Raw genomic sequence first — 21,423 nt, 5'->3', positions numbered from 1 at the left:
GCGCCGCAGCTACCGGCGTACGCCGACGTCGCCGCTCTGACCACGGCGGCGACGGACGGCACCGCCCCGGCGGCGCTGCTGCTGCCGGTCACCCCGGCGACCTCCGGGACGGACGTGCCCGACGCGGTGCGCTCCGTCACGACGGACGTCCTCGGCACGGTGCAGGCGTGGCTGGCGGCCGAGCCGCTGGCGGACTCGCGGCTGGTCGTCGTGACTCGCGGCGCGGTGGCCACCGGCGCCGACGACCGCGTCAGCGACCTGGCGGGGGCGGCGGTCTGGGGCCTGCTGCGCTCGGCCCAGTCGGAGCACCCCGGCCGGCTCGTGCTGGCCGACCTGGAACCCGGCGCCGACCCGGACGCCGACCTGCTGGCCCTGCTCGCCGCAGCCGCCGACGACCCCGCCCTCGGCGGGCAGGTCGCGGTGCGATCGGGCACGGCGTACCTGCCGCGGCTGGTCCGCGCCACGGGTGCCGCGCGGACCCCGGCGACCCTCGACGGGGGAACCGTCCTCGTCACCGGCGGCACCGGATCGCTGGGCGCCCTGGTGTCCGAACACCTCGTCACCGCCTACGGCGTGCGTTCGCTGGTGCTGGCGTCCCGGCAGGGCCCGGCGGCCCCCGGAGCCGACGAGCTGGTGCGGCGGCTGGCCGCGCTGGGCGCGACCGCCCGCGTGGTCGCCACGGACGTGACCGACCGCGAGCGCGTCGGCGAGCTGGTCCGGTCCATCACCGCCGACGACCGCCTGGCCGGGGTGGTCCACACCGCCGGCGTCCTCGACGACGGCATCGTCAGCGGGATCACCGCCGACCGGCTGGCGGACGTGCTGGCCCCGAAGGTCACGGCGGGCTGGTGGCTGCACGAGGCGACCGCCGAGCTGGACCTCGACCTGTTCGTGCTCTTCTCCTCCGTCGCCGGGGTGCTCGGCTCTCCCGGCCAGGCCGCGTACGCGGCCGGCAACGCCTTCCTGGACGCCCTCGCCGTGCTGCGGGCGCAGCGCGGGCTGCCCGCCGTCAGCCTCGCGTGGGGCATGTGGGACACCGACGGCATGGCCGCGTCGATCAACGACACCGACCGGGCGCGGGTGACCCGGGCCGGTCTGGTCCCGATGACCGCCCCGGTCGGGCTCGGGCTGTGGGACGCCGCCCTGACCCACGGCGGCGCGGCGCTGGTGCCGGCCGTTGTCGACCTGCCCGCCATGCGGGCACGGACCGCCGCCGGCCGGGTGCCGGTGATGCTGCGAGGCCTGGTGGGACCGGCCGCGAAGCGTCGCCGCTCCGGCACCGGCACGTGGGCCGACCGGCTGGCCGGCCTCGACCCGCAGGAGGCTCGTACGCAGGTGGCCCTGCTGGTGCGCGGGATGATCGCGCAGGTGCTCGGCCACGGCGGCGCCGAGGCGGTGCCGGCGGACCGGGCGTTCCGGGAACTGGGCTTCGACTCGCTGACCGCCGTCGAGCTGCGCAACCGGATCAACAGCGTGAGCGGACTGCGGCTCACGTCGACGCTCGTCTTCGACTACCCGACCCCCGCCGCTCTGTCGGAGCACCTGTACGAGCAGCTGTCCGGCCAGGTCGCCGAGCAGCAGCGGGCCGTGCGGGCGACGAACGTCGACGAGCCGATCGCCATCGTGGGCATGGCCTGCCGCTACCCGGGCGGCGTGACGAACCCGCAGCAGCTGTGGGACCTGGTCGCCGCCGGCGCCGACGGCATCGGCGAGTTCCCCACCGACCGGGGCTGGGACCTCGACCGGCTCTTCCACCCCGACCCGGACAACCCCGGGACGTCGTACACCCGCCACGGTGGCTTCCTGTACGGGGCCGCCGAGTTCGACCCGGACTTCTTCGGCATCTCGCCGCGCGAGGCGATCGCCATGGACCCGCAGCAGCGACTGCTGCTGGAGGCGTCCTGGGAGACGTTCGAGTCGGCCGGCCTCGACCCGTCGCGGCTACGTGGCAGCCGGACCGGCGTCTTCGCCGGGCTCATGTACCACGACTACGCCTCCGGCGTGCAGGACCTGCCCGAGGGCGTGGGCGGCTACCTCGGCACCGGCACCTCCGGCAGCGTGCTGTCCGGCCGGGTCGCGTACACCTTCGGCCTCGAAGGCCCGGCGGTCACTGTCGACACGGCGTGCTCGTCGTCGCTGGTCGCGCTGCACCTCGCGGTGCAGGCGCTGCGCGGCGGCGAGTGCGATCTCGCCCTGGCCGGTGGCGTGACCGTCATGGCGACGCCGGGGACGTTCATCGAGTTCTCCCGCCAGCGGGGCCTGTCGCAGGACGGTCGCTGCAAGTCGTTCGCGGCGTCGGCCGACGGCACGGGCTGGTCCGAGGGCGTCGGTGTGCTGCTGGTGCAGCGCCTGTCGGACGCGCAGCGTGCGGGCCGGCGGATCCTGGCGGTGGTACGCGGCAGCGCCGTCAACCAGGACGGCGCGTCGAACGGGCTGACGGCCCCCAACGGGCCGTCGCAGCAGCGGGTCATCCGGCAGGCCCTCGCGAACGCCCGGCTCACCACCGCCGACGTGGACGCCGTCGAGGCGCACGGCACCGGCACGACCCTGGGCGACCCGATCGAGGCGCAGGCCCTGCTGGCCACGTACGGGCAGGACCGGCCCGCCGACCGGCCGCTCTGGCTGGGCTCGATCAAGTCGAACATCGGCCACACCCAGGCCGCCGCCGGGGCGGCCGGCATCATCAAGATGATCATGGCGATGCGGCACGGGATGCTGCCGTCGACGCTGCACGTCGACGAGCCGTCCCCGCACATCGAGTGGAGCGCCGGGGCGGTCTCCCTGCTCACCGAGGCCCGCGACTGGCCCACGGCGAGCCGGCCCCGTCGCGCCGCGATCTCGTCGTTCGGCGTCAGCGGCACCAACGCGCACGTGATCATCGAGCAGCCCCCCGCCGAAGCGGAGCCCACCCGGGACGAGCACGCGCCGACGCCCGCCGCCGGGTCGCTGCCGACCCCCGTGCTGCTCTCGGCCCGCTCCGAGGCCGCCGTCGCGGCGCAGGCCGACCGCTGGGCCCGCTGGATCGCCGACGACGAGAAACTGCGCCCCGCCGACATCGGCTGGTCGTCGACAGTCAGCCGGGCCGTGCTGGAGCACCGTGCGGTGGTCACCGCGACGGGCCGGGACGAACTGCTGGCCGGGCTGCGGGCGCTCGCCGCCGGTGAGCCGGCCGCCGCCGTGGCGACGGGGACCGGCACGACGCGTACGCAGCTGGCTGTGCTCTTCTCGGGTCAGGGTGCGCAGCGTGCGGGGATGGGTCGGGAGTTGTCCGCCCTGTTCCCGGTGTTCGCCGCCGCGCTGGACGAGGTGTGTGGGCACCTCGATCCGTTGTTGCCGTGTCCGTTGCGTGAGGTGCTGTTCGCGTCGGAGGGTTCCGCTGAGGCGGGGTTGCTGGATCAGACGGTGTTCACGCAGGCGGGGTTGTTCGCGGTCGAGGTGGCGTTGTTCCGCCTGGTGGAGTCGTTCGGGGTGGTTCCGGATGTGGTGGCTGGTCATTCGATCGGTGAGGTGACGGCGGCGTATGTGGCTGGGGTGTTGTCTCTGGCGGATGCGTGCGTTCTCGTGGCGGCGCGGGGTCGGTTGATGCAGGCGCTGCCGACCGGTGGCGGGATGCTGGCTGTGGCCGCTGATGAGGCGGCGGTGGTGGAGTCGATCGTGGGGCTGACCGATCGGGTCGGTGTCGCGGCGGTCAACGGTCCGGCGGCAGTGGTGGTGTCGGGTGCGGTTGAGGTGTTGGCCGAGGTGGAGCGGGTTTGGCGTGGTCGGGGGGTGCGTACCCGTCGGCTGGCGGTGAGTCATGCGTTCCACAGTCCGTTGATGGTGCCGATGCTTGATGAGTTCCGTGCCGTCCTGGCGGGGCTGGCGTTCCGGGCGCCGTTGTTGCCGGTGGTGTCGAACCTGACCGGTGCCCTGGCCGACCCGCAGGAGATCACCCGCGCCGAGTATTGGGTGCGGCACGTGCGGGAGGCCGTGCGCTACGCCGACGGCGTCGCCGCCCTGCGGGCCACCGGGGTTGACACATTCCTGGAGATCGGCCCGCAGAGCCTCCTGACCGCCATGAACGCCGACCTGCTCGCCGACGACGAGGTCGTGCTGGCGGTGGCCGTCCAGCGTCGGGACCGTCCCGCCCCGCAGGCGCTGCTGCACGCGCTCGCCGAACTGCACGTGCACGGTGTACCGGTGACCTGGACGCAGTGGTTCACCGACAGCGGCGCGCGCCGGGTCGACCTGCCCACGTACGCCTTCCAGCACCAGCGGTACTGGCTCGGCGCGGGCCAGGCGCGTACCGCCGACGTCTCCGGCGTGGGCCTCGGTGTCGCCGGGCACCCGCTGCTCGGCGCGGCGGTCACCGTCGCGGGCGCCGACATGGTCGTGCTGACCGGCCGGCTCTCCCTCGCCACCCACGCGTGGCTCGCCGACCACGTCGTCTCCGGCACGGTGATCGTGCCGGGCACCGCCCTCGTGGAACTGGCCGTGCGGGCGGGTGACGAGGTTGGTGCGTCGCGGGTGCGGGAGTTGACCGTGGCCGCGCCGTTGGTGCTGCCGCAGGTGGGTGCGGTGCGGGTGCAGGTGCGTGTCGGCGCGGCCGACGAGGCCGGCATCCGTGTCGTGGCCGTGCACTCCCAGTCCGAGGGTGATCCCGAGGCAGAGTGGGTTTCGCACGCCGAGGGTGTGCTGGAGCCGGTGTCGGCCGACGAGCCGGGCGTGGGGGAGTGGCCGCCGGTTGACGGCGTCGAGGTGGACGTCACGGGCTGGTACCCGACCCTGGCGGAGCACGGCCTGTCGTACGGGCCGGTGTTCCGCGGGCTGCGCCGGGTGTGGACCGTCGGCGAGGACGTGTACGCCGAGGTGGTGCTGCCGGACGACGCGGCGGTGGAGGCGGCTCGCTTCGGCGTGCACCCGGCGCTGCTGGACGCCGCGCTGCATCCGATCGGGTTGTTGTCCGGCTCGGAGGGCTCGGGTGGGGCGCGGGTGCCGTTCGCGTTCGAGGGTGTGCAGGTGTGGGCCTCGGGTGCGCGGGTGCTGCGGGTGCGGCTCACGCGTGCGGGTTCGGCGGTGCGCCTGGTGGCGTGCGACGAGTCGGGCGCGGCTGTGGTGTCGGTGGACACCCTCGCCCTGCGCGAGCTGACCGGCGTGACCGCGGTGGGCGCGGCGGCCCGCGCGATGTTCGAACTCACCTGGCAGGCCGAGGAGATCGCCGCCGCCGGAGACCTCTCCGGCTGGGCACTGGTCGGCTCGCCGGCAACCGCCGACCTGCCGGCGTACGGCGACGTCGAGGCGCTCGTCGCGGCCGTCGACGCCGGCCGGACGATCGCACCGAAGGCGCTGCTGCTGCCGCTCGACGCGCCGGAGAGCGCCGTCCCCGACGCGGTACGCGCGGCGACCACGGCCGTGCTGGCGACCGTGCGGTCCTGGCTGGCGGCCGACGCGCTGGCGGAGTCGCGGCTGGTGGTGGTGACCCGGGGCGCGGTGTCGGTGGCTGCGGACGACCGGGTGTCCGACCTGGGCGGTGCGGCCGTGTGGGGTCTGCTGCGTTCGGCGCAGTCGGAGCACCCGGGTCGCATCGTGCTGGCGGATGTCGACGGCGACGTGGACGCCGGGCTGCTGGGTGTGCTGGCCACGGTGGCCGACGAGCCGGTGGCGTTCGGCGGTCAGGTCGCCGTGCGTGCGGGCGGGGTGTTCGTGCCGCGTCTGGTGCGTGCGGTGGTTCCGGCGTCGGTGGAGACGCCGGTCGTGGGTGATGGTGCGGTGCTGGTGACGGGTGGTACGGGTGCGCTGGGCGCGCTGGTGGCGGAGCGTCTGGTGTCGGCGTACGGCGTGCGGTCGCTGGTGCTGGTGTCGCGGCGTGGTCCGGGGGCTGCGGGTGCGGGTGAGTTGTCGGAGCGGTTGTCCGCGTTGGGTGCGTCGGTGCGGGTGGTGGCTTGTGATGTGACGGACCGGGATCAGGTGTTCGGGCTGGTGGCTGAGATCGGTGTCGGGGGTCGGTTGGCGGGTGTGGTGCATACCGCTGGTGTCCTGGATGACGGGGTGATCGAGCGGGTCACCGAGGAGCGTCTGGTGGGGGTGTTGGCGCCGAAGGTGTCGGCGGGTTGGTTGTTGCATGAGGCGACGGCGGGTCTTGGTCTGGATTTGTTCGTGGTGTTTTCGTCGGTGGCGGGTGTGTTGGGTTCGCCGGGTCAGTCGGCGTATGCGGCGGGTAACGCGTTCCTGGACGGGTTGGCGGTGTACCGGCGGCAGCTCGGGTTGCCTGCGGTGAGTCTGGCGTGGGGTATGTGGGACACGGACGGTATGGCCGCGTCGATCGACGGGGCGGACCGGGCGCGTTCGGCGCGGGCGGGCTTGACGCCGATGAGTGCCGAGGTTGGGCTGGAGCTGTTCGACGCGGCCCTGCGTGCCGACCGTCCGGCCCTCGTACCGGCCGTGATCGACGTACCGGCGATGCGGGCAGCGCTCGGCGCCGGCCCGGCGCCGGCGGTCCTGCGTACCCTCATCGGATCGACGGCGTCCCGGCGACGGGCCGCGCGGGGCGGCGACTGGGCCAACCAGCTCGCGGGCCTCGCGCCCGACGAGGCGCGCACCCATATCGACGTGCTGGTGCGCGGTCTGGTGGCGCAGGTGCTGGGGCACGGTGGTGCGGAGTCGGTGCCGGCGGACCGGGCGTTCCGGGAGCTGGGCTTCGACTCGCTCACGGCGGTGGACCTGCGTAACCGGTTGAACGCGGCCACGGGGCTGCGGCTGGCCTCGACGCTGGTGTTCGACTACCCGACCCCGGCCGTACTCGCCGACCACCTCTACGAGCAGGTCTCCGGGCAGATCACCGCCCGTCGGGCGGCGGTGCGCACCGCCGGCACCGACGAGCCGATCGCGATTGTGGGCATGGCCTGCCGCTACCCGGGCGGCGTCGAGACGCCCGACCAGCTGTGGGCGCTGCTGGCCGGCGGCGGGGACGGGATCTCCGAATTTCCCACCGATCGCGGCTGGGATCTTGAGTCGCTGTTCGATCCGGACCCGGAGCGCAGCGGTACGTCGTACACGCGGCGTGGTGGTTTCCTGTACGGGGCTGCGGAGTTCGACCCGGGCTTTTTTGGTATTTCGCCGCGTGAGGCCCTCGCCATGGATCCGCAGCAGCGGTTGTTGCTGGAGGCGTCGTGGGAGTCGTTCGAGTCGGCTGGGCTTGATCCGCAGCGGCTTCGGGGCAGCCGGACCGGCGTGTTCGCCGGTGTCATGTACCACGACTACGCCTCCCGCCTCATGGACCTGCCGCCGGACGCCGAGGGCTTCGTCGGTACGGGTACGTCGGGCAGTGTGTTGTCGGGTCGGGTGGCGTATACGTTCGGCTTGGAGGGTCCGGCGGTCACTGTGGACACGGCGTGTTCGTCGTCGCTGGTGGCGTTGCATTTGGCGGTGCAGGCGTTGCGTAGTGGTGAGTGTGATTTGGCGTTGGCCGGTGGTGTGACGGTGATGGCGACGCCGGGGACGTTCGTGGAGTTTTCGCGGCAGCGTGGTCTGTCGGCTGATGGCCGGTGTCGGTCGTTCGCGGCGTCGGCGGATGGTACGGGTTGGTCCGAGGGTGTGGGTGTGTTGCTGGTGGAGCGGCTGTCGGATGCCCAGCGCAACGGGCACCGCGTGCTGGCGGTGGTGCGGGGCAGCGCCGTGAATCAGGATGGTGCGTCGAATGGTTTGACGGCGCCGAATGGTCCGTCGCAGCAGCGGGTGATCCGGCAGGCGCTGGCGAACGCGCGTCTGGTCCCGGCTGATGTGGACGTGGTGGAGGCGCACGGTACGGGTACGACTCTGGGTGACCCGATTGAGGCGCAGGCGTTGTTGGCGACGTACGGGCAGGAGCGTCCGCAGGATCGGCCGCTGCTGCTCGGGTCGGTGAAGTCGAACATCGGGCACACGCAGGCGGCAGCCGGTGTGGCTGGTGTGATCAAGATGGTGTTGGCGATGCGGCACGGCGTCGTGCCGGCGACGTTGCATGTGGATGAGGCGTCCCCGCATGTGGACTGGTCGGCGGGGGCGGTGGCCCTGGCCACCGAGCCCACCCCGTGGCCGCAGGTGGGTCGGCCGCGTCGGGCGGGGGTGTCGTCGTTCGGGATCTCCGGCACGAATGCGCATGTGATCATTGAGCAGCCGCCTGTCGAGGTGGTTGAGGGGGAGGTCGTCGTCCGCGAGGTGCCGCCGGTGGTGCCGGTGCTGCTGTCGGCCCGCGACGCTGCGGCGCTCGCCGGTCAGGCGGGCCGGTGGGCGCGGTGGCTCGCCGCCGACGAGGCCCCACGCGGGGTGGACGTGGCCTGGTCCTCCGTCACCACCCGGCCCGCGCTCGAGCACCGGGCGGTCGTCACCGCCGCCGACCGGGACGACCTGGTCGCGGCGTTGACCGCCCTTGCCGACGGCGACCCCACCGGTACGGTCGTCTCCGGCGCCACCGGCCAGCGCGGCCAGCTCGCGCTGCTGTTCTCGGGTCAGGGTGCGCAGCGTGCGGGGATGGGTCGGGAGTTGTCCGCCCTGTTCCCGGTGTTCGCCGCCGCGCTGGACGAGGTGTGTGGGCACCTCGATCCGTTGTTGCCGTGTCCGTTGCGTGAGGTGCTGTTCGCGTCGGAGGGTTCCGCTGAGGCGGGGTTGCTGGATCAGACGGTGTTCACGCAGGCGGGGTTGTTCGCGGTCGAGGTGGCGTTGTTCCGCCTGGTGGAGTCGTTCGGGGTGGTTCCGGATGTGGTGGCTGGTCATTCGATCGGTGAGGTGACGGCGGCGTATGTGGCTGGGGTGTTGTCTCTGGCGGATGCGTGCGTTCTCGTGGCGGCGCGGGGTCGGTTGATGCAGGCGCTGCCGACCGGTGGCGGGATGCTGGCTGTGGCCGCTGATGAGGCGGCGGTGGTGGAGTCGATCGTGGGGCTGACCGATCGGGTCGGTGTCGCGGCGGTTAACGGGCCTACCGCCGTGGTGGTGTCGGGTGCCGTCGAGGCCCTGGCCGAGGTGGAGCAGGTTTGGCGGGATCGGGGCGTGCGTACCCGTCGGCTGGCGGTGAGTCATGCGTTCCACAGTCCGTTGATGGTGCCGATGCTTGATGAGTTCCGTGCCGTCCTGGCGGGGCTGGCGTTCCGGGCGCCGCTGCTGCCGGTCGTGTCGAACGTGACCGGTGCCGTGGCTGGCGATGAGATCTGCACGTCGGAGTATTGGGTGCGGCATGTGCGGGAGGCTGTGCGGTTCGCCGATGGGGTGACGGCGCTGCGGGCTGCGGGTGTGGATACGTTCCTGGAGGTCGGGCCGCAGAGCGTCCTGACCGCGTTGGCTGTCGATGTGCTGCCCGATGATGAGGTCGTGCTGGCGGTGGCTGTGCAGCGCCGTGACCGTTCGGAGGCGCAGGCGTTGGTGCATGCCCTGGCCGAGTTGCACGTGCACGGTGTGGCGGTCGACTGGCGGCAGTGGTTCGCCGAGACCGGCGCGCGGCGGGTGGACCTGCCCACGTACGCCTTCCAGCACCAGCGCTACTGGCCCGCCGCCAACCGGGCGCGTACGGGCGACGTGTCCGGGGCCGGACTCGGCCGCACCGGGCACCCGCTGCTCGGCGCGACCGTGGACCTGGCCGGCGACGACGAGATGGTGCTGACCGGCCGGCTCTCCCTGACCACGCACCCGTGGCTGGCCGACCACACGGTCTCCGGGCTGACGCTCGTACCCGGCACGGCCCTGGTCGAGCTGGCCGTACGCGCCGGCGACGAGGTGGGCCTCTCCCGGCTCCGGGAGCTGACCATGGCCGCCCCGCTGGTGCTCCCCGAATCCGGGGGCGTACGCATTCAGGTGCGGGTGTCCACGTCGGAGTCGCCGCAGCGTCCCGTCGCCGTCTACTCCCGCCCCGACGACGATCCCGAGGCGGGCTGGACCCGGCACGCGGAGGGTGTGCTGGAGGCGTCCACAGCCGACGAGCCCGACACGATCACCTGGCCCCCCGCCGCGACGTCGGAGGTGGACCTCGCGGGGTGGTACGCCACGCTGGCGGAGCACGGCCTGGCGTACGGGCAGGTCTTCCAGGGGCTCCAGCGCGCCTGGGTCGGCCGCGACGAACTGTTCGCCGAGGTGGCCCTGCCGGAGGCCGCCGCCACGGAGAGCGCCGGATTCGGCGTGCACCCGGCGCTGCTGGACGCCGCCCTGCACCCGATCGGGCTGCTGCTCGGTGGCGAGGAATCGAGCGGACCACGGGTGCCGTTCGCCTTCGAGGGCGTGCAGGTCCACGCCGCAGGCGCGGGGACGCTACGGGTGCGCCTGACCCGCGACGGCTCCGGGCTGCGGCTGGCCGCGTACGACGAGGTGGGCGCGCCGGTAGTGTCGATGGACTCCCTCGTCCTGCGAGAGCTGACCGGCGTGGCCGCGCCGGGCGTGGCCTCGCGGTCGCTGTTCGAGCTGCGGTGGCCGGCCGTGGAGGCCGCACCCGCCGGGGAGCTTTCCGGATGGGCGCTGGTGACCGAAGGCCTGGAGCTGCCGGCACCGGTAGGAATGCCCACGTACGCCGACGTGGCGACGGTCGCGGGGGAGGAGTCCGTCCCCCGGACGCTGCTGCTGCCGGTGTTCCCCGCGCCCGGCGCGGCGACGCCGGAGTCGGTCCGGGCAGTGACCTCGGACGTGCTGGCGACGGTGCAGTCCTGGCTCGCGGCGGACGCCCTGGCAGACTCGCGGCTCGTGGTCGTGACCCGGGGCGCGGTGTCGATCGGCGACGGCGACCGGGTGACCGACCTGGCGAGCGCGGCGGTGTGGGGTCTGCTGCGTTCGGCGCAGTCGGAGCACCCGGGCCGCATGGTCCTCGCGGACGTCGACGGCGACCTGGACGCCGCGCTGGTTGCCCTGCTGGACGGCGTCCTGCGGGAACCGGCCGCGACCGGCGGCCAGTTGGCCGTCCGAGGGGGTGCGGTGTACTCGCCGCGCCTGGTCCGGGCCGGCGTCACGGCGGCGGAGACGCCGGTCGTGGGTGATGGTGCGGTGCTGGTGACGGGTGGTACGGGTGCGCTGGGCGCGCTGGTGGCGGAGCGTCTGGTGTCGGCGTACGGCGTGCGGTCGCTGGTGCTGGTGTCGCGGCGTGGTCCGGGGGCTGCGGGTGCGGGTGAGTTGTCGGAGCGGTTGTCCGCGTTGGGTGCGTCGGTGCGGGTGGTGGCTTGTGATGTGACGGACCGGGATCAGGTGTTCGGGCTGGTGGCTGAGATTGGTGCCGGGGGTCGGTTGGCGGGTGTGGTGCATACCGCTGGTGTGCTGGATGACGGCGTGGTCGAGCGGGTCACCGAGGAGCGTCTGGTGGGGGTGTTGGCGCCGAAGGTGTCGGCGGGTTGGTTGTTGCATGAGGCGACGGCGGGTCTTGGTCTGGATTTGTTCGTGGTGTTTTCGTCGGTGGCGGGTGTGTTGGGTTCGCCGGGTCAGTCGGCGTATGCGGCGGGTAACGCGTTCCTGGACGGGTTGGCGGTGTACCGGCGGCAGCTCGGGTTGCCTGCGGTGAGTCTGGCGTGGGGTATGTGGGACACGGACGGTATGGCCGCGTCGATCGACGGGGCGGACCGGGCGCGTTCGGCGCGGGCGGGCTTGACGCCGATGAGTGCCGAGGTTGGGCTGGAGCTGTTCGACGCGGCCCTGCGTGCCGACCGTCCGGTCCTCGTACCGGCCGTGATCGACGTTCCCGCGCTGCGGGCGGCGACCTCCGGCGGCACAGTGCCGGCCGTGCTGCGCACCCTGATCGGCGTGAGCAGCACCCGCCGCCAGGCGGGGCAGGGCGGTGGCGGCTGGGCCGAGCGGCTCGCCGGGCTCACCGAGGACGAGGGCCGCGCCCAGGTCGACGTGCTGGTACGCGGTCTGGTGGCGCAGGTGCTGGGGCACGGTGGTGCGGAGTCGGTGCCGGCGGACCGGGCGTTCCGGGAGCTGGGCTTCGACTCGCTCACGGCGGTGGACCTGCGTAACCGGTTGAACGCGGCCACGGGGCTGCGGCTGGCCTCGACGCTGGTGTTCGACTACCCGACCCCGGCCGTACTCGCCGAGCACCTGTGGTCGGAGCTGGCCGGCGCTCGCGCGTCGGCCACCGCACCGGTCGCCGGCACGGTCGTCGGCGCCGACGAGCCGATCGCGATTGTGGGTATGGCTTGCCGCTACCCGGGTGGGGTGGAGTCTCCCGACGAGTTGTGGGTGCTGCTGGCCGGTGGTGGGGAGGGGGTCGGGGAGTTCCCGGCGGATCGCGGTTGGGATCTGGAGTCGTTGTTCGATCCGGATCCGGGGCGTAGCGGTACGTCGTACACGCGGCGTGGTGGTTTTCTGTACGGGGCTGCGGAGTTCGACCCGGGCTTTTTTGGTATTTCGCCGCGTGAGGCCCTCGCCATGGATCCGCAGCAGCGGTTGTTGCTGGAGGCGTCGTGGGAGTCGTTTGAGTCGGCTGGGCTTGATCCGCAGCGGCTTCGGGGCAGCCGGACGGGTGTCTTCGCGGGTGTGATGTATCACGACTATGCGTCGCAGCTCATGGGGTTGGCCGATGAGGTGGAGGGTTACGTCGGTACGGGTACGTCGGGCAGTGTGTTGTCGGGTCGGGTGGCGTATACGTTCGGCTTGGAGGGTCCGGCGGTCACTGTCGACACTGCCTGTTCGTCCAGCCTTGTCGCGTTGCATCTGGCGGCGCAGGCGTTGCGGTCGGGTGAGTGCGACCTCGCGCTCGCCGGTGGTGTGACGGTGATGGCGACGCCGGGGACGTTCGTGGAGTTTTCGCGGCAGCGTGGTCTGTCGGCCGATGGCCGGTGTAAGTCGTTCGCGGCGTCGGCGGATGGTACGGGTTGGTCCGAGGGCGTCGGCGTGCTGCTCGTGCAACGACTCTCCGACGCCCAGCGGGAAGGCCGGCGCATCCACGCCGTGGTGCGGGGCACGGCGGTGAACCAGGATGGTGCGTCGAATGGTTTGACGGCGCCGAATGGTCCGTCGCAGCAGCGGGTCATCCGGCAGGCCCTCGCGAACGCCCGGCTCGCCACCGCCGACGTGGACGTCGTCGAGGCGCACGGTACGGGTACGACTCTGGGTGACCCGATTGAGGCGCAGGCGTTGTTGGCGACGTACGGGCAGGACCGGCAGGGGCGGGAACCGCTCTGGCTTGGGTCGATCAAGTCGAACATCGGGCACACGCAGGCGGCAGCCGGTGTGGCTGGTGTGATCAAGATGGTGTTGGCGATGCGGCACGGCGTCGTGCCGGCGACGTTGCATGTGGATGAGGCGTCCCCGCATGTGGACTGGTCGGCGGGGGCGGTGGCCCTGGCCACCGAGCCCACCCCGTGGCCGCAGGTGGGTCGGCCGCGTCGGGCGGGGGTGTCGTCGTTCGGGATCTCCGGCACGAATGCGCATGTGATCATTGAGCAGCCGCCTGCCGAGGTGGTTGAGGGGGAGGTCGTCGTCCGCGAGGTGCCGCCGGTGGTGCCGGTGCTGCTGTCGGCCCGCGACGCTGCGGCACTCGCCGCTCAGGCGGGCCGGTGGGCGCGGTGGCTGAGCGTCGACGAGGCCCCGCGTCCGCTGGACGTGGCCTGGTCCTCCGTCACCACCCGGCCCGCGCTCGAGCACCGGGCGGTCGTCACCGCCGCCGACCGGGACGACCTGCTCGCCGCGCTCCGGACCCTCGACGCGGGCGAGCCGTCGGGGGCCGTCGTGACCGGTTCCGCCGCCGCACGCGGTCAGCTGGCGCTGCTGTTCTCGGGTCAGGGTGCGCAGCGTGCGGGGATGGGTCGGGAGTTGTCCGCCCTGTTCCCGGTGTTCGCCGCCGCGCTGGACGAGGTGTGTGGGCACCTCGATCCGTTGTTGCCGTGTCCGTTGCGTGAGGTGCTGTTCGCGTCGGAGGGTTCCGCTGAGGCGGGGTTGCTGGATCAGACGGTGTTCACGCAGGCGGGGTTGTTCGCGGTCGAGGTGGCGTTGTTCCGCCTGGTGGAGTCGTTCGGGGTGGTTCCCGACGTGGTGGCTGGTCATTCGATCGGTGAGGTGACGGCGGCGTATGTGGCGGGTGTGTTGTCTCTGGCGGACGCGTGTCAGTTGGTGGCGGCGCGGGGTCGGTTGATGCAGGCGCTGCCGACCGGTGGCGGGATGCTGGCTGTGGCCGCTGACGAGGCGGCGGTGGCGGAGTCGCTCGCCGGGCTGACCGATCGGGTCGGTGTCGCGGCGGTCAACGGGCCTACCGCCGTGGTGGTGTCGGGTGCGGTTGAGGTGTTGGCCGAGGTGGAGCAGGCCTGGCGGGACCGGGGCGTGCGTACCCGTCGGCTGGCGGTGAGTCATGCGTTCCACAGTCCGTTGATGGTGCCGATGCTTGATGAGTTCCGTGCCGTCCTGGCGGGGCTGGCGTTCCGGGCGCCGTTGTTGCCGGTGGTGTCGAACCTGACCGGGGCGCTCGCCGACCCGCAGGAGATCACCCGCGCCGAGTACTGGGTGCGGCATGTGCGGGAGGCTGTGCGGTTCGCCGATGGTGTGGCGGCGCTGCGGGCGGCGGGTGTGGATACGTTCCTGGAGGTCGGGCCGCGTAGTGTGCTGACCGCGATGGTCGGCGGTGCCCTGGCGGGCGGGGACGGCGTGCTGGCCGTGGCGGTGCAGCGCGCGGACCGGTCCGAGGTGCACGGGTTGCTGGGTGGGTTGGCCGAGTTGCACGTGCACGGGGTGGCGGTTGACTGGCGGCGGTGGTTCGCCGAGACCGGTGCGCGGCGGGTGGACCTGCCCACGTACGCCTTCCAGCACCAGCGCTACTGGCCCGAGGGCACGGCCGAGAAGCAGGCCGCCCCGGACGGCGGCGACGTCGAGTTCTGGACCGCCGTCGAGCGTGGCGACCTGGCCGCCCTCGCCGCCGAACTCGACGACGACCCCGACGCCCTGGACACGCTCGGCCCGGCCCTGCCGGTCCTCTCGCGCTGGCGTCGGCACCGGACCCGGGACACCGCGCTGGACAGGTGGTCGTACCGGATCGGGTGGGAGCCGGTCCGGCCGAACCCGAAGACCAGGCTGTCCGGGCGGTGGCTGGTCGTCACCGTCGACAGCGGCGCCGACGCGGGCGTGGCGAAGACCCTCACCCAGGCCGGCGCCCGGGTGGACACGCTCACCGTGTCGTCCACCCTCGACCGCGCCGACCTGGGCGAGCGGCTGCGCCGGATCAGCGGGGACGGCTGGGCCGGGGTGCTCTGCGTCCTGCCCCGCCAGGACCGGCCCCCGGCGCACACGCCGGCGTTGCCCGCTGGCACGGCCGCCCTGCTCACCCTCGTCCGGGCGCTCACCGACACCGGCCTGGCCGGACGGGTGTGGGCGCTCAGTCGGACCGCGATGCCCGTCACGGCCGGCGAACGGATCGACGACGTCTGGGCGGCCCTGGCCTGGGGCCTGGGCCGGGTCGTCGCCCTCGAACAGCCGGACCGCTGGGGCGGCCTGGTCGACCTGCCCGCCCGCGCCGACCGCGGCGCCCGCGCCGGGCTCGTCGCGGTTCTCGCCGACGGCACCCTGGACCAGGTGGCCGTCCGCCGCAGCGGCATCTTCGGCCGGCGGCTGGTGCCGGCCGTGCCGCCGGTGGGTGTGGGTTGGCGGCCTGCCGGGACGGTGCTGGTGACCGGTGGTACGGGTGCGTTGGGTCGGCATGTGGCGCGGTGGTTGCTGGCGAACGGGGCTGGTGAGGTGGTGCTGGCTTCGCGGCGGGGTCCGGGGGCGCCGGGTGCGGCGGAGTTGGTGGCCGAGTTGGGTGCGGTGCGGGTGGTGGCGTGCGACGTCACCGACCGGGCCGCCGTCGAGGCTCTGGTGTCCGGGCTGCCGGAGCTGACCGCCGTCGTGCACACCGCCGGGGCGTCCGGCGGCACCACCCCGGCCTACGAGGTGACCGACGGCGAGCTGTCGGAGACCCTGGCCGGCAAGGTGCTCGGCGCCCTGCACCTCGACGCCGCCTGCCGGGGTCGCGACCTCGACGCGTTCGTGGTCTTCTCCTCGGTCGCCGGTGTCTGGGGCGGCGGCGGGCAGGCCGGCTACGCGGCCGGCAACGCCCTGCTCGACACCCTCGTCGCAGCCCGCCGGGCGAAGGGCCTGCCCGCCACCGCGCTGGCGTACGGCCCGTGGGCGGAGGACGGCATGGCCGCCGGTGAGACCGCCGACGGCCTGCGCCGCCGCGGGTTCAGCCCGCTCGCGCCCGACGCCGCCGTCGCGGCGCTCGGCCGCTGGGTGAACGCCCCCGAGCCGGTCCCGGTGATCGTGGACGTCGACTGGTCCCGGTTCGTCACGGCGTTTACCGCCGCACGGCCGAGCCACCTCTTCGACCGGGTCGCCCCCGCCGTCGCCGGGGAGCCGCAGCGGCCGGAGAGCGCCGCCGCCACCGACGGGCTGCGCAACCGGCTCGCCACGCTGCCGGCGACCGGCCAGGAGGCGCTGCTGGTCGACCTCGTCCGCGCGGAGGCGGCGGCCGTGCTCGGCCACCCCACCACCGACCAGGTGCCAGCCGGCCGGGCGTTCCGGGAGCTGGGCTTCGACTCCCTCGCCGCCGTGCAACTGCGGGACCGGCTGGGCCGGGTCACCGGCCTGACCCTGCCGTCGACAGTGGTCTTCGACCACCCGTCGGCGGCGGAACTGGCCCGCTTCCTGCGTACCGAAATCGTCATCGGCGCGGACGGCGGCCCGGTCACCGGCGGCGTGGCCCCTGCCCGGCCGGCGGCCGACGAGCCGATCGCGATCGTCTCCATGGCCTGCCGCTTCCCGGGCGGGGTGTCGTCGCCGCAGGAGCTGTGGCGCCTGCTGGCCGAGGGGGTGGACGCGGTCACGCCGATGCCGACCGACCGGGGCTGGGACCTCGACGGCCTGTTCGACAGCGACCCGGAGCGGGTCGGCACCAGCTACACCCGCAGCGGCGGCTTCCTGCACGACGTCGTCGGCTTCGACGCCGCGTTCTTCGGGATCAACCCGCGCGAGGCCCTCGCCATGGACCCGCAGCAGCGGCTGCTGCTGCACACCACCTGGGAGGTCTTCGAACGCGCGGGCATCGACCCGCACCGGGTACGCGGCTCCGCCACCGGCGTCTTCATGGGCACCAACGGGCAGGACTACGCCACGCTGCTGCTGGGCGCCCGGTCGCAGGTGGAGGGCTACCAGGCGACCGGCAACGGCGCGTCGGTGGTCTCGGGCCGCCTGGCGTACTCGTTCGGGCTGCACGGCCCGGCGGTCACCGTCGACACGGCCTGCTCGTCGTCGCTGGTGGCGCTGCACCTGGCCGCGCAGGCGCTGCGCAGCGGCGAGTGCGACCTCGCCCTCGCCGGCGGCGTGACGGTGATGTCGACCCCGGGCGCGTTCCTGGAGTTCTCCCGGCAGCGCGGCCTCGCGGCCGACGGGCGGGTCAAGGCGTTCGCCGAGGCCGCCGACGGCACGGGCTGGGGCGAGGGCGTCGGCGTCCTGCTGCTCCAGCGGCTCTCCGACGCCCAGCGCGACGGCAACCGGATCCTCGCCGTCGTACGGGGCAGCGCCGTCAACCAGGACGGCGCGAGCAACGGCCTCACCGCCCCGAACGGGCCCGCCCAGCAGCGGGTCATCCGGCACGCGCTGGACAACGCCGGCCTCACCCCCGCCGACGTGGACGTCGTCGAGGCGCACGGCACCGGCACCACCCTCGGCGACCCGATCGAGGCGCAGGCGCTGCTGGCCACGTACGGCAGGGACCGAACCGCCGAGCGGCCGCTGTGGCTCGGGTCGGTGAAGTCGAACATCGGCCACACCCAGGCCGCGGCGGGTGCGGCGAGCCTGATGAAGATGGTGCTGGCCCTGCAACACGAGGTGCTGCCGAAGACCCTGCACGTCGACGCGCCGACCCCGCACGTCGACTGGTCCTCCGGCACGCTGGCGCTGCTCACCGAGGCACGACAGTGGACCGCCACGGACGGGCCCCGCCGGGCCGGCGTCTCCTCGTTCGGCATCAGCGGCACCAACGCCCACGTGATCATCGAGGAGGCCCCGGAGCCGGTCGCCGCCGCCGACACCACAGCGTTCGAAGCGACAGTGGGGCACGGCGAAGCGCGACGCGACCACCGCGCCGTGGCTCTGCCGTGGCCGGTCTCCGCCGCCGATCTGCCCGCCCTGCGCGAGCAGGCCGGGAGGCTGGCTGACCGCGTCGCGATCGGCGACGACCCGGCCGGCCTGGTCGCCTGGGCGCTCGCCGCCGGCCGCGCCCACCTCGGCCGGCGGGCCACGGTGATCGCCGCCGACCGGGAGACCCGGCTGGCCGCGCTGCGCGCCCTGGCCGCCGGGGAGGAGCACCCCGCGGTGGTCACCGCCCGGCGACGCGCCGGCGGCCTCGCCGTCCAGTTCTCCGGCCAGGGCGCCCAGCGTCCCGGCGCCGGCCGCCAGCTGTACGACACGTTCCCCGTCTTCGCGGCGGCCCTCGACGAGGTCTGCGCGGCCCTGGACCACCAACTGCCGCAGCCGCTGAAGCCGGTGCTGTTCGCGGCCGAGGGCAGCGCCGAGGCGGCGCTGCTCGACGAGACGGTCTTCACCCAGGCGGGGCTGTTCGCGCTGGAGGTGGCCCTGTTCCGGCTGGTCGAGTCGTTCGGGGTGGTGGCCGGGCACGTCGCCGGGCACTCCATCGGCGAGATCACCGCCGCGCACGTCGCCGGCGTGCTGTCCCTCGCCGACGCCGCCACGCTGGTGGCCGCCCGGGGAAGGCTCATGCAGGCCCTGCCCGCCGGGGGCGGGATGCTCGCCGTCGCCGCCAGCGAGGCGGCCGTCGTCGAGTCCCTGGCCGGGCTGGGTGACCGGGTCGGCGTCGCCGCCGTCAACGGCCCCACCGCCGTGGTGCTCGCCGGGGCCGTCGACGCCCTCGACGGGCTGGAGCGGCTCTGGCGGGAACGCGGGGTGCGCACCCGCCGGCTGCGGGTCGGCCACGCGTTCCACAGCCCGCTGATGGAGCCGATGCTGGCCGAGTTCCGGGCCGTCCTCGACGGGCTGGCGTTCGCCGCGCCGCTGCTGCCGATCGTGTCGAACCTGACCGGGCGGCTCGCCGAGCCCGACGAGATCCGTACGCCCGACTACTGGGTGCGCCACGTCCGCGAGGCCGTCCGGTACGCCGACGGGATCGCCGCGCTGCGCGACGCGGGCGTGGACACCTTCCTGGAGCTCGGACCGCAGGCGGTGCTGACGGCGATGGCCGCCGGCCTGCTGCCCGGTGACGAGGACGGCACTGCAGTGGCGGCGCTGCGCGCCGGCGCCGACGAGCCGGCCGCCCTGCTCGCCGCGCTGGCCGTCGTGGACGGCACCGGGCGGGACGTCGACTGGGCGGCGGTGCTCGCCGCGCTGGCCGGCCCCCGCCCGGATCCCCGCCTGCTGCCCGAGCTGCCGACGTACGCGTTCCGGCCGCAGCGCTACTGGCCGACCCTCGACACGTTGCCGGCACCGGCCGCCGACCCGGTCGACGACGCGTTCTGGCGGGCCGTCACCGACGGCGACCTGGGCCGCCTCGGCCTCGACCCGGACCAGCCGATGCGCGAGCTGCTGCCGGAACTGGAGTCGTGGCGGCGTCGCCAGCAGCTCGACGGCACCCTGGCCGGCTGGCGGTACCGGGTCACCTGGGAACGCCGGGCGCTGACCGGCGCCGACCCGGGCACGTGGCTGGTGGTGGCCCCGCCGCACCAGGTCACCGACCGGGTGCTCGCCGCCCTCACGGCCGGCGCCGCGACGGTGCACCTGCTGACCGTCGACCCGGCCACCGCCACCCGCGACGGTCTGGCCGCCGACCTCGACCGGCTCGCCGCCGCGCACCAGCCGACGGCGCTGCTGTCCCTGCTGGCGTTGGACGAGGCGCCGCACCCGGAGCAGACCGCACTGCCGACCGGCCTGGCGGCGAACCTGCTGCTGGTGCAGGCGCACACCGGCCGCTCCGGCCCGGCCGTACCGCTGTGGCTGGCCACCACCGGCGCCGTCGCCGTCGACGGGGAAGCGGTCGCGCACCCGGCGCAGGCCACCACGTGGGGCCTCGGCCTCGTCGCCGCGCTGGAGCACCCCCGGCACGTCGGCGGAGTCGTCGACCTGCCGGCGGGCCCGGCCGAGGCGGCGTACGCGGCCCTGGCCGGGGCGCTGGTCAACGTCGACGGTGAGGACCAGCTCGCCGTCCGGGAGGCCGGCGTGCACACCCGGCGGCTGGTCCGCGACACCGGGCTGCCGGCGGCGGGCGACGGCTACCGGCCGAACGGCACCGTCCTGCTCACCGGCGGGACCGGCGCCCTCGCCCGGCACACCACCGACTGGCTGGGCCGCCACGGCGCCGAGGTGCTCCCGCTGGCCGAGCCGGCCACGGGCAAGCTCGGCGACCTGATGGAGCAGCTCGCCGCCGAGGAACGGTCGGTGACCGCGCTCGTGCACGTCCCGGCCGAGACCGGCTCGGTGCCGCTCGCCGAGCTGACCCTCGCCGGCCTGGCCGCCGACCTGGCCGCCACCGTCGGCGACGTCCCGAGGTACGCCGACGAGCTGGCGCACCGCCCGCTCGACGCGTTCGTGCTGTGCACCTCGACAACGGGGGTGTGGGGCGCGGGCGGCCGGGCCGGCCAGTCCGCCGGCGACGCGCTGCTGCACGCGCTCGCGGCGAACCGGCGGCACGGGGGACTGGCGGCCACCGCCGTGGCGTGGGGCCCGTGGAGCGACGACCCCGAGTCGCCCGAGCAGGAGCAGCTGCGCCGGCGGGGCCTGCCGGGGCTGCCCCCGGAGCTGGCCCTCGAGGCGTTCGGGCAGGCGCTGCGGGCGGAGGCGGGGCTGATCGTCGCCGACGTGCGCTGGGACCGGTTCGTGCCGACGTTCGCGTCGATGCGGCCGTGCCCGCTGCTGACGGGGGTCCCGGAGGCGGGCGCGGCGATGCCCGCCGACGACGAGCGCCAGCCGGCGGACGACGAGGCGGCGACCGCGCTGCGGGAGCGGCTGCGGCCGCTGAACCCCGCCGAACGCGAAGGCGTCCTCGTCGACCTCGTGGGCGGCCTGGCGACGACCGTGCTCGGCCACGGCGGGGACGCGGGGCTGGAGCCCGACCGGGCGTTCCGCGAGGTCGGGTTCGACTCGATGACGGCCGTGGAGCTGCGCAACCGGCTCCGCGCCGCCACCGGCGTCCAACTGCCCGCCGCCGTGGTGTTCGACTACCCCACGCCGGCGGCCCTCGCCCGGCACCTGCGCGACCGGCTCGCGGAGGACGGCGCCGCCGCGGCGGCCCCGCTGCTCGCCGAGCTGGAACGGCTCGACGGTGTCTTCGCGGCCGACGCGCCGGACCGGCTGACCCGGCAGAAGCTGCTGGTGCAGCTGCAGGCGTTCGTCGCCCGGTGGGGCGACGACCGTGGTCCCGTCGAGGAGAAATCGGCCACGCACACCCTCGACGACGCCACCGATGCCGAGATCTTCGATTTCATCCACCGCGAGCTGGGTGGCCCCGGCGGCAATTTGCCGGGAATCTAG

1 protein-coding gene (only partly in view) is annotated in these 21,423 nt (G+C 74.1%); it reads left to right on the top strand.

What is annotated here, in order from left to right; genetic code table 11:
- Positions 1–21,423, top strand: partial view of a type I polyketide synthase gene (locus O7622_RS23190; RefSeq protein WP_282310311.1) — the 3' portion only. The gene continues 8,415 nt to the left of window position 1, outside the view; only the last 21,423 of its 29,838 coding nucleotides appear in the window; its start codon lies beyond the left edge, outside the window; the stop codon is at positions 21,421–21,423.

The organism is Micromonospora sp. WMMD1076 (assembly GCF_029581475.1).
GTDB classification, from domain to species: Bacteria; Actinomycetota; Actinomycetes; order Mycobacteriales; family Micromonosporaceae; genus Micromonospora; species Micromonospora aurantiaca.
This window is presented reverse-complemented; position numbering and strand designations above follow the sequence as displayed.